This is a genomic window from Dyadobacter chenwenxiniae (assembly GCF_022869785.1).
Lineage (GTDB): Bacteria > Bacteroidota > Bacteroidia > Cytophagales > Spirosomataceae > Dyadobacter > Dyadobacter chenwenxiniae.
Genome location: NZ_CP094997.1, coordinates 4193401 through 4205370, shown reverse-complemented (window position 1 = coordinate 4205370; position 11970 = coordinate 4193401). Strand labels below are relative to the sequence as shown.

The window sequence follows — 11970 nt, the reverse complement described above, 5'->3', positions numbered from 1 at the left end:
AGGCGGAAACCCATTAATTTGCGTTAGACTTATACTTAGTTCTATATGAATGTTCTCTATCGGATCAGTGGCCTGAGTCGGCTTTCATTCTTGCTTGTTACTTTACTTTTCTTTTCCAATTCTATTTCAGCTTTTTCGGCAACGATATCTCTGGCAGATATTGAAGTAAAAGGTGTTGTTAAAAGCGCAACCGGAGAGAAGTTGATTGGCTCAACCATTCGTGTTAAAGGCACGCAAAAAGGGACTGTAACCAATGAGAATGGAGAGTTTTTGCTGCAAGGCGTTCCTGATGGAGCGACATTGGTGGTGACAATGATCGGGTTTTTGCCAAAAGAAGTGAAAGCTGCAAAAAGCATTTCAGTTGAGCTTGCCGAAGATGCCGTTGGGTTGCAGGATGTGGTTGTGACTGGTTTTCAGCAGATTGATAAAAATAAATTCACCGGATCAGCCGTAACATTAAAAACAGATGACGTCAAAATAGACGGTTTGCCCGATGTGAGCAGGATGCTGGAAGGACGGGCGGCCGGCGTTTCAGTTCAAAACGTTTCCGGAACATTTGGGGCTGCACCGAAAGTGCGGATTCGCGGAGCCACTTCTTTGAATGGTGATAATAAGCCGCTTTGGGTTATTGATGGCGTTGTTCAGGAAGATATTGTGAACATTTCCAATGATCAGCTTTCCAGCGGTGATCCTACAACATTGCTTGGTTCTGCCGTTGCAGGACTTAACCCTAATGATATTGAGACATTTGACATTCTAAAAGACGCTGCCGCAGCCGCTTTATACGGGGCACGCGCAATGAATGGGGTTATCGTAATCACGACAAAAAAAGGAAAAAGCGGCAAGCCTGTCATTACATATTCCGGCAATTTCAGCACGCAGCTGACACCGAGTTACAGGAATTTCAACATTATGAACTCGGCCCAGCAAATGTCAGTCCTCGGCGAGCTTGAACGGAAAGGTTATCTTACTTCAAGTGTCCTTTCCAAGGCTGATTATGGTGTTTATGGTAAATATTACAACTCCTTAACCGGTGACGATCAAGGTAACTTTCCTATTGCGAACACGCCGGAAGCTAAGCGCGATTTCTTGTTAAGATATGCCAAGGTCAACACAGATTGGTTTGATGTGCTTTTCAAGCAAAACTTCATTCAGGAGCATTCTGTGAGCGTTTCATTTGGAACAGACAAGTCACAGTCTTATGTATCAACGAGTTATTTGGATGATAATGGCTGGACCATTGCTGACAAGGTGAAGCGTTATACATTGAACTTCAAAAACAATTATCAGCTTTCCGACAAAGTGAGCCTGGGCTTGCTTACCCTTGCTTCTGTTAGACGGCAGGATGCGCCGGGTTCTTTGAGCAGGAGAAGTAATCCGGTGGAAGGCAAGTTTGACCGCGATTTTGACATTAATCCATTTAGCTACGCGCTGAATACGAGCCGGACTTTGACCGCCTATGATGAAAATGGAGATCTGGAATTTTTCAGGAGAAATTTTGCACCGTTTAACATTGTCTCCGAGCTTGCCAATAACCGCATTAAGCTGAATTTGGCTGATATCAAATTGCAGGGAAATCTGTCATACAAGATCACAGACCACATTACATACGATTTCCTGGGTGCATTGCGCTACATTCAAACCGGCCGTGAGCACATTATAACCGAAAACTCGAATATGGCCAATGCGTATCGTGCTGCGGATAACTCTACGATCGCGCTTGCGAACAAATATCTTTATACGGACCCGGACGTCCCCAACGCTTATCCTGTCGTTGTGTTACCCAGCGGAGGATTTTACAACCGGAATGAAGATCAAATGTTGTTCTATAATGTTCGGAATAATTTAAGATTCAACCAGACCTTTCGTGAGCGTCATGCGGTGGATCTGCTTGTAGGACAAGAAATTAAGTATACCAACAGGCAGAACTCCAATAACACAGGTTATGGCTTCCAATATGAGCAAGGCGGAACGCCGTTTGTGGATTACCGTATTTTGAAACAAACCATTGAGGCCAACTTTCCTTATTACGGAATGCGCATGGACTATGAACGCTTCGCAGCATTTTATGGCAGTGCAGGATATACATTGGATGATAAATACAATTTCACAGGTTACATCCGCTACGACGGCTCCAATGGTTTTGGTAAATCCGCCATCGCGCGCTGGCTTCCGACTTACACGGTTGCAGGTTCCTGGAACTTTGACCGCGAAGAATTCATCAAACGCTTCAAATGGCTAAGTATGGGTCGGTTGCGTGCCAGCTATGGGCTATCAGCAGACACTGGGCCGGCGACAAACTCGGCTGCATTATTTCAAAGCATCATTACAAAAAGACCGTATTTGGATGAAAAGGAATCGGCGATTCAGCTGACTTCTCTTGAAAACACCGAGCTGACATGGGAAAAGCTTTACAGCGGAAATGTTGGCTTGGACCTTGGATTTTTTGCCAACCGCATTAACCTCAGCGTGGACGGTTACATCAGAAATAGCTTCGACCTGATTGATGAAATTAAAACATCAGGCATTGGCGGACAAATTTTTAAAGTAGCCAACTATGCGGATATGCAATCTTATGGTGTTGATTTTTCGCTGGATGGGGTTTTGTTTAAAAATAAAGACTGGGACTTCCGTTCGCGGATAACGGTTGGTTATGCCCGCACGAACATCACGAATGTGGATAACAATCCAGGCATTTTTGATCTGGTAAAAGCAGAAGGCGCTAACGTCCAGGGCAGACCCGTTCGCAGCTTGTTTTCAATCAAATACAACTCACTGGACCCGAAAACGGGTGTGCCTATCTTCCTTAACGAAACTGGGGAAGTGAGCTCGGACGTATATTTGCAGGACCAGAACATCAGTTATCTGCAATACGAGGGATCGGTTGATCCGCCGATTACGGGTGGTTTTAACAACACATTGACTTACAAAGATCTTTCCCTGAATGTATTTCTAACTTATCAGGCAGGCAACAAAATCCGCTTGAATCCTTTGTACAAAAGCACATTCAGCGATCTTGACGCAATGCCGCGAGAGTTTTTGGACCGTTGGGTGACAGCCGCTGATCAGGGGTCAACGAACGTTCCGGCGATCAGTGATCAGCTTCAACTGCAGTATCTCACTGGAACCTATCCTTATAACATTTACAATTATTCAACAGAGCGCGTTGCGAAAGGTGATTTTGTCAGACTCAAATCGGTTTCACTTGCTTATAAGGTTCCACTGGTGATTGCTTCAAAATATGGCTTCAAAGGCGCCAGCATTCAAGTGTCGTCTATTAATCCATGGTTGATTTATGCGGATAAAAAGTTGAAAGGACAGGACCCGGAATTTTTTAATTCAGGTGGAGTGGCCCAGCCCATTCAGAAACAATTTACAGTGGCTTTGAAACTTACATTGTAATGTCAGTTGGTATGTGTAACACGGATGATTTTAAGTTTTTCAACATGAATCAGATCAAATTTTACAAAAATATCTTTCTCGTGCTGCCGGTTTTGCTGCTGTCGGGCTGCGAGGATTTCCTATCAACCGAACCCGATAGCACCCGGGCGACGATCAATACGCCCGCGCAAGTTTCTCAGCTGTTAACAACGGCTTATCCGCAAGGTGGCTACGTGGTTTTTGCTGAATCCATGAGTGATAATGTGGAGGACAAGGGACGTGGTGAGGATGACATAACAAACCGTGCTTCTTTCCTTTTTCAAGAAGTGGAGGCAACTGTGGAAGAGTCGGACTCGCCGGATATGTATTGGGCGGAATGTTATCGGGCTATATCAGTTGCGAATCAAGCTTTGGACATCATCAGCAAATCAGATGAGCCGTCGAGGTTTACGGCCCAGCGGGGCGAGGCATTGTTGGCGCGGGCTTATGCACACTTTATGCTCGTAAGTTATTTTTCCAAATTTTTCGATCCGCAACAGGCGAACACAGATCCTGGCATTCCCTATGTAACGGAACCGGAGACAGTAGTTTTGAAAAACTATGAGCGAAAGACGGTTGCTTATGTTTACCAAATGATCGAGCAGGATTTACTTGAAGGGTTGCCTCTTATCAGTGACGGAACTTATACGGTTGCGAAATATCATTTTAATCGCGCCGCTGCAAATGCCTTTGCTTCTCGTTTTTATTTAGTTAAAAGGGATTACGCCAAAGTGTTGCAATATGCAAATGAAGCCTTTGGTGGAAATAGCATTGCAGATAATCTGCGGCCGTGGAATACTACATATGCAGGTCTTTCACCTCAGGAATTGTGGAATATATATGCAAGGGCAAATCAAAATGCCAACCTATTGCTTGTTGAAACAGCTTCTACGGTAGGAAGATATGTCGCACAATATCGTTATGGAATGACTTACGGAAAATGGCTGGAAATATCAGCTGCTGCAGGTGTTATTAATGGTTCGCCGAGATGGTCCTATCCATTATATTACCAGGGCGATAATAATTACTTTATTCCAAAGCTTTATGAGTATTTTGTAAGAGAGTCGGTGAACGCAGATATTGGTACTGCCTATGTAATGCTGCCTATTTTTACAGCGGAAGAAGTGCTTTTTAACCGCGCCGAAGCCAATGCTTACCTGGGCAATACGGCTGCGTCACTGGTGGACATTAATTTGTTCGTAAGCAAGCGTGTTGGAAATTATGATCCCTCCGCACACACAGTAACATCAGCCAGTATGAGACGTTTCTTTGGTACGACCAATACGCGCGACGGCATTATCAACACCATTCTTGCATTTAAAAGGGTGGAATTTGTTCAGGAAGGCATGCGGTGGTTTGATATGCAGCGTTACGCACTTCCGGTTACGCATCAAACGGTTCTTGGCCAGGCCATTACAGTTCCTGCAACCGATCCGAAAAGGCTTTTACAAATTCCGCAATCTGCAACGCTGGCAGGAATAGCACAAAATCCACGTTGACCTTAGCAACAAAAGACATGATAGGAAAACATTTATATACGCTTTTCTTCGCTGCCCTCATTTTTAGTGTGGGATTGAGCGGATGTAAGGAAGAGGAAATAGGAGAGGTGGAGGAGATTCCAGGCCTGGGCGGCGATGAGTGGGTGCAGGGCCCGATCGACAAGTGGATCCTGGACAGCCTCGTGACGCCGTACAACATTTCGGCCAAATACAAGTGGGACCAGTTCGAGTTTGGCAACATTACAAAAACGCTCGTTCCACCCGAGGAATCGCAGGTTATTCCCTTGCTGAGCACAATCAGAAAGGCTTGGACGGCGCCTTATGTGGAGGAAGCGGGAAAAGTTTTTTATAATAAATATTCGCCCAAATTCTTCATATTGTCTGGCAGTAACGAGTACAATGCAGAGGGTTCCGTAACATTGGGAACTGCGGAAGGCGGCCGTAAAGTGGTTTTGTTCGGGGTAAATTTATTCAAAATCAAAGGAATGCCTGGTTATAATGCCGGCCGGGATTCGTCCTTTGTGAAAGACTGGTTCCTGCACACGATCCATCACGAATTTGGTCATATTCTACACCAAACGGTTCTTTATCCGGTTGAATATAAGAACATTAGCAGGGCACTTTATCAGGGAGGGAACTGGATCAACTGGTCCGACGAGGACGCACGGCGTGATGGGTTTGTGACGGCTTACAGCTCGTCCAGTTTTGACGAAGACTTTGTTGAAATGATTGCCATGATGCTGACGGAAGGTAAAGTTGGTTTTGATAAACTCGTCAATGCAATCCCGGAAGGAACAAGCCCGAGAGGAACAACCAAGGCGCAGGCGCAGGCTGCATTAAGGCAGAAAGAGGCAATCATAGTCGCATATTACAAGAACACCTGGAAGATTGATTTTTACAGCCTGCAAAAACGGGTCAGAACGTCGATGAACAAGCTATTTTAATTGAATTTACAAATTATTGAGGATGAAAAAATCCATATTATATCTGCTGTTTTTGTGCGCTTTTTTCACTGCTTGTGATAATAAGGACGACACTGTCTTTGAAGAAACGGCGGATGCACGCTTGAATGCAGCTCTGGCATCTTACGAAAAACAGCTTATAGAAGCACCTTATGGCTGGAATGCAGTTATATACCCGGGTGGGGGCGGCACGTATGGCTTTCATTTCAAATTTGATGAAAAGAACCGGGTAACGATGTATTCGGACTTTTCTGACGAGACTGCTGCTAAATCCAAAGAAAGCAGTTACCGCCTGAAAGCCGTTCAAACGCCAGTTTTGATCTTTGACACTTATTCTTATCTCCACATTCTGGCGGATCCGGACAAAAGCGTAAATGGTGGCGAAACTGGATTGGGTTTGCAGTCAGATTTCGAGTTCAGCATTTTCCCGGATTCTGTCAAAGCAGAGTCGATCACGCTTGTTGGCAGGAAAAATAACAGCAGGTTGGTCCTCACCAAGGCGACCCAGGCGCAGGTTGCTGCTTATGCTGCAGGGGACCTGGCAGACGCCGTGTTATTTAACAACATTACCAAGTATCAGGCTTACTTTAAGCGAGTTACGCTGGGAAATGTAACTTATGAAATCACGCTAAGCCCAAGCACCCGCACCATTAAGCTCACATGGCTGGATGGAAGCGTTCCCAGGACTTTTACAACCAGTTATTATTTCACCGCGGCAGGCGTTTCATTTACTTCCCCGCTTGTGAATGGCTCACAAACGATCAATGGTTTTACCAATGTGACTTGGAATGCGAATGCGGCGCAGGTTGGGGTTACCGCAGCAGGTGTGAAAGGCACAATCGTAGGTGCAATAAAACCGCTGTCCGTTGATCTTGCAGCCGCGAGGAGATGGTGGCAGGAACCTATTGAATCCGGGGGCTATTGGACCTCTTGGATGGGATTTCATGTGAATGGTGTGGACGACGCTTTGAAAGTCCAGACGCTCAAAGTGGGCGACTTGCAATATTACAGCTACCTTTACCAGCCTGCTTCTGATGGAGATATTGATATTTTTGGGCCGCTATTTTATGAAAATCAGTCGTTATCGCTAGAATATGGACATGGAGCCGGACGCCCTACATTTACCAGTGACGGACGAATCGTATTTTCACAGGTTGCAACTTATGGCAACCTCCCAACATCAGGACCAGCCATTGAATCAGCCAAGTTCCTCTTCGAAGCAAGCGGACATTATTTGATCCAGACCTCGGAAACAACTTACGATATGGTCAGCGCGAAGGACGCCAAATCCTGGATTGCTTGGGAATAAGAAGTTTACTCACTTTCGTAAAGAGCATCAACAAAAAACCACTTCCATAACGGAGTGGTTTTTTGTTTTGTAAAAAAATAAATATTCTCTTTGAACTAGCTCCTAATTATAGCCTTCGTTCTGCACCAGCTTTTTGTTTACATCAATTTCGCGTTGCGGGATCGGGAAAATCAATCTTGGTGAGTTGTAAGGAATTGTGCCGACATTTTGCTTGTTTCGTTTTGCGTCATGCAGTGCAAGACCCTCAAATGCAAGTTCAAGGTGACGTTCTTTCAGGATCGATGGCAATGTTACTGCGGTAGCAGCTTTCAGGCCGGCTCTCACACGAATACGGTTAATGTCAGCCAAAGGTGTTGCGCCTACGACGGTTCCAAGCCGGAAATTAGCTTCCGCGCGTGTCAGATACATTTCCGCCAGACGGAACTGCAATACGTTGCCCAGGTTGTCCAAATGCTTTTGCGTATAAGTATTGCTGTTGGGCGTCAGAAAAAACGCACCGCGCTTGTCACCGGCTTCGTATAGGGCCCTGTGTTTGGCCAGAATACGGATATCGCCGCGGCCGCCAGTTCCGGGAATATCGTCAACGGTTGTTCCAAAGTAAGTATTCAAATCGTTCGTTCCATCTTGTGACGTAACGATCATAGAGAAAATATACTCCCTCGGGTTTGCACCACCATTGTTTATAAATGTGTAAAACAATGATTCAAATGTGCTGTTAAGAGTGTAATCGCCCGATCCAATCACAGTATTGGCTTCGTCGCGAGCTAGCGCAAAATTTCCTTGTTGCAGATATACACGAGAGAGCTGGGCCGAAGCAGCATATTTGTTTGCATAAATCGTGTTGGTCTCCGGCAACAATGATTTAGCAGCATTCAGGTCTTCCAGAACCTGTGCATACACTTCTGCAACTGAATTTCTGGCAAGCTTGTTTTCTTCTGTCACCACGCGGGTAGGTTCCAGCACCAACGGAACGCCCGGGTTGGTCGCGTTATCACCGTCGCCCCATGTTTTGGCATACAATCTTACCAAATCAAAGTAAACCGATCCGCGTATAAATCTGGCTTCACCCTCAATCCGGGCACGTTTATCTTCGTCCACAATGCTTAATGCGGACAAGACATTGTTGCAGCGATTTATAGTCACGTATGAGTCGCGCCAGGTCAGTTCAGCAGCTAAATTGACCGTAGTTAACTGTTTCGCCGAGATTTCGAGCAGGTTCTGAAATGTTCCGCCGAAAGCAATTTCATCGTTATTACCCAAAAGCTCGGATGAATATTGGAACGCACCGCCATACACATCAACGTCCTGCAAGGCATCATAGCAGCCGATCAGCGTAACTTCTACGTCCTTTGACGTGCTTAATGCTGCTGTTTCGTCGATGCTTTGTGTCGGGTCAACGTCCAGTTTGTTGTTGCAGGCACTCGTAAAAAACAATCCGGTAGCAAACGCTACACTATATATGAAGATTTTCTTTTTCATGATTTTTTCAATTAAATGACTGAGATGCAATTAGAAGCCGATGTTGACGCCGAATAATATCGTCCGTGGCTGCGGAGCGGTGTAAAAGTCGTTTCCAAGCGCAAATTTCAAATCCCTTTCGGAAATGTCATCGGTGTTCACTTCGGGGTCCCATCCTTTATAATTTGTAATGGTTGCCAGGTTCATGGCGGACACATAAAGGCGCACGCGATCCATTTTCAGGCGGTTCGTTACGCTGGATGGCAGGTTATAACCCAATGTCATGGATCTCAAACGCAGATACGACCCATCATAAATGTAACGTGTGGAAGCCTGGTTACCATTTCCTTGGTAAAAACGCGCCTCTGGAACATCGGTGTCCGGGTTCTCCGCAGTCCAGGAATTGAGCTGGTCGGCTGTTTGGTTATCCTCATAAATTCCGTTGGCCGAGGAATATTGGCCTACGCCGTAGAAATTGATCTTATTGCCGGCAACACCATTGAAAAATACATTCAGGTCAAATCCTTTGAAAGCGAATGTGTTCGTGATCCCGCCCACAAATTTTGGGTTAGGATTTCCTGCAACCACTCGGCGTGCACTGTTGTAGTTAGAAACAGTGGATCTGTCGATGTTCCCATTTTCCTCCGTGTTTTTATAAAAGAGCGCATCCCCATTGGCCCTGTCAACCCCTGCATATTCAACCGTGTAAAACACACCCACCGGCTGACCTTCCATCACGCGGCTCATGCTGCGGATACCACCTTCAATAATCTGTCCCTGAATGTCGGTAACCTTATTTTTGTTGTTAGCAATGTTCAATGAAGTGTTCCATTTGAATTTGCCCACAATGTTTTGGGTGTTCAAAACAAATTCAACTCCCTTGTTTTCCAGCTTGCCCACGTTGTCTATCCGCACGGCGAAACCGGACGTGGCAGGAACATTGACTTCAAGCAGCAGACCATTGGTTTTTTTGACATAATAGTCAATTTCACCGTTGATACGGTTATTGAATAATCCGAAATCCAGACCGAAATCCGCCTGATTCGTTGTTTCCCATTTCAAGTTAGGATTAGCAAGCTGTGAAGGACGCTGGCCGGCTGCGCCTGCATAACCTGCATCTCCTGAAAACAGCCCGAGTTGCGGGAAATCACCGATTTCAGAGTTGCCGGTCGTACCATAGCTTCCTCTTAGTTTAAGAAAGCTAAGCGTATTATTGTTTTTCAAAAAAGCTTCCTCCGTTAAAACCCATCCGGCCGATACGGAAGGAAAAAATCCGTAGCGGGAGTTCGCGCCAAATCGGGAAGAACCGTCGATACGCGCGCTGGCTGCCAGAAGATATTTGTCCGAAAATTTGTAGTTCAAGCGCAGGAAGTAGGAAAGGAAACGGTAGTTGGTTTCACTCGAACTTCCATCCGATTTGGTAGCCGCACTTGCAATTTTTTTATAGGAATTGGAAGGGAATTGCGTTCCCTCTGTTGAGCTTATCCTGGTTTGCGATTCCTGGTACGACATCCCAAGTGTCGCGCTTAAAGCGTGTACATCAAAGGTTTTGTCGTAGGTCAGGAAGTTGTTGGTATTGTAATTCGTTACAAATGTTCCAAAGTTTTCTCCCAAACCATTCGTCGCCTGATCGATATTCCGTATGTTCTGGCTCTGATAATAGCTTTCTTCGTTCTGGTTCAACAAATCAATGCCGAGTTCGCTCCGGAATCTGAGGGAAGGCAAAAGGTTGATTTGTGCATAAGCATTCGTCAGGTTACGGAATGATGTCGCCGTAAAGCTTGCATAGTTGACCGTAATCATCGGGTTGAAATACAGCGGAAGGTTCACATCACCAGGAGGCGTTCCGATCGGCAGGCCGGTTTCCGGGTCGGTAAAGGGCGTCAGCGGTGTTAATGCGGCCATTTGTAGCGGGTTAGAGAATGAGTTATCCCCCGGCAGGCGCTTGTTAACGGTTCTCGCCAAACCCATTGATAATCCTATCTGCAACCAATCATATGCCTGGTGGTCCAGGTTCATACGGGTGGAAAGTCTGTCCAGCTTGTTACCGATAATGGTTCCCTTTTGATCTAAATATTGGCCCGAAAGAAAGAATTTCGTCTTTTCGCTTCCGCCGTTCAGCTGAAAGTCAAGCTGTTGCATGGCGCCTTTACTGAACGCCTGATCTTGCCATGGATAATCCTTTTGCTGAGGCGTATTAGCGGTTCCTAAGCTGTAATAGTCAAGCCGGTCGAGCAAATAAGCTGTGCTTGATTCCGGATCGCTTGGATCAATCTCGTCGATCCGATCGCTATTCAGTGCTGCAGCGGTGTAAAATTTCACGTATTGTTCTGCATTCAAGAATTTCACACGTCGTGTGGCTTCCGAAGTACCGAGCTGATAATTGATGCTCACATTCGTTTTTCCCGCCTTACCACGTTTTGTCGTGATCAGAACAACACCATTTGCAGCGCGAGAACCGTAAATAGCGCCCGCCGAAGCATCTTTCAGAATTTCAATGGATTCAATGTCGTTAGAGTTGATATCAGACAACGGGTTAGTTGCCCCGCCGTCGCTGTTGCTCTGGTCCGCAGTCGTGATAGGCATCCCATCCACTACATACAGCGGCTGGCTGCTTGCGCTGATGGAAGAATTTCCACGTATCCTGACATTGATCGCTTGCCCCAGCTTACCGGATCCACTATTTACATATACGCCAGCCGCACGTCCCTGCAATGCAGCGTCCACACTTGCTACGGGCATATTTTGGATTTCTGTCCCTTTGACCTGGGCAATGTTACCAGTAAGGTCGCGCTTGATTTGCGATCCGAAACCTGTCACAACCACTTCACTCAAACTCCTGGTATCACTTAGCATGCTCACGTCAATGACGCTTTGGCTGCCCACAGTCACTTCTTGCGCCGTCATGCCCACAAAACTAAATACAATCACAGATGCTGAAGAAGGCGCACTAATGGTGTAATTACCATCCGCGTCCGTTTGCGTCCCCACAGTCGAACCTTTAATCTGCACCGTTGCGCCTGGCAGCGGAGAAGCATCCCCGTCCGTTGTGACTTTTCCGGTGACCTGAACACTCTGCCCGTAAACGGACATCCATGTGCTAAGCAAGCAAAACATTGCTAATAGCAGAACTTTTTTCATAATTGATGGATTTGGTTAATTCAAAATTCACTAAAACAAATATATTGTTTTCGGTCTGTTTACAAAATTTTGTAAACGTCATTCCTGAGGTCGTATCTACAATTAGTATCAGTGCCTGTGCGCTGCATTGTAGAATCATGCGCCTGGGTTAACCTTGCGCAGTGGAATGGGATATGTTTCG

At 45.9% G+C, this 11970-nt stretch carries 6 protein-coding genes; 4 read left to right on the top strand and 2 right to left on the bottom strand.

From position 1 onward, the window contains the following. Positions 1-45: 45 nt before the first annotated feature. The 4 genes from MUK70_RS17890 to MUK70_RS17875 are packed head-to-tail and all read left to right on the top strand — an operon-like array spanning position 46 to position 7190. Positions 46-3402 (top strand): SusC/RagA family TonB-linked outer membrane protein, encoded by a 3357-nt coding sequence (locus MUK70_RS17890; RefSeq protein WP_234654241.1) that lies wholly within the window; start codon positions 46-48, stop codon positions 3400-3402. 44 nt (positions 3403-3446) lie between these two features. Next, entirely contained in the window at positions 3447-4919 is a 1473-nt protein-coding gene (locus MUK70_RS17885) for a RagB/SusD family nutrient uptake outer membrane protein (protein ID WP_234654239.1), read from the top strand. A gap of 17 nt (positions 4920-4936) precedes the next feature. After that, positions 4937-5863 (top strand): zinc-binding metallopeptidase, encoded by a 927-nt coding sequence (locus tag MUK70_RS17880; protein WP_234654237.1) that lies wholly within the window; start codon positions 4937-4939, stop codon positions 5861-5863. Between the two features lie 22 nt (positions 5864-5885). Beyond that, complete coding sequence (locus MUK70_RS17875; protein ID WP_234654235.1) at positions 5886-7190, top strand: DUF4302 domain-containing protein; 1305 nt, start codon at positions 5886-5888, stop codon at positions 7188-7190. Positions 7191-7292: 102 nt separating this feature from the next. Here MUK70_RS17875 and MUK70_RS17870 read toward each other — a convergent pair whose 3' ends face one another. Both MUK70_RS17870 and MUK70_RS17865 read right to left on the bottom strand, forming a co-directional pair. Beyond that, positions 7293-8669 (bottom strand): RagB/SusD family nutrient uptake outer membrane protein, encoded by a 1377-nt coding sequence (locus tag MUK70_RS17870; RefSeq protein WP_234654233.1) that lies wholly within the window; start codon positions 8667-8669, stop codon positions 7293-7295. A gap of 30 nt (positions 8670-8699) precedes the next feature. Continuing rightward, positions 8700-11789 (bottom strand): SusC/RagA family TonB-linked outer membrane protein, encoded by a 3090-nt coding sequence (locus tag MUK70_RS17865; RefSeq protein WP_234654231.1) that lies wholly within the window; start codon positions 11787-11789, stop codon positions 8700-8702. Positions 11790-11970 lie beyond the last annotated feature (181 nt).

Coding starts and splice junctions, on each gene's coding strand:
- MUK70_RS17885 (WP_234654239.1), top strand. CDS start 3,447: ATGAATCAGATCAAATTTTACAAAAATATCTTTCTCGTGCTGCCGGTT.
- MUK70_RS17880 (WP_234654237.1), top strand. CDS start 4,937: ATGATAGGAAAACATTTATATACGCTTTTCTTCGCTGCCCTCATTTTT.
- MUK70_RS17865 (WP_234654231.1), bottom strand. CDS start 11,789: ATGAAAAAAGTTCTGCTATTAGCAATGTTTTGCTTGCTTAGCACATGG.
- MUK70_RS17890 (WP_234654241.1), top strand. CDS start 46: ATGAATGTTCTCTATCGGATCAGTGGCCTGAGTCGGCTTTCATTCTTG.
- MUK70_RS17875 (WP_234654235.1), top strand. CDS start 5,886: ATGAAAAAATCCATATTATATCTGCTGTTTTTGTGCGCTTTTTTCACT.
- MUK70_RS17870 (WP_234654233.1), bottom strand. CDS start 8,669: ATGAAAAAGAAAATCTTCATATATAGTGTAGCGTTTGCTACCGGATTG.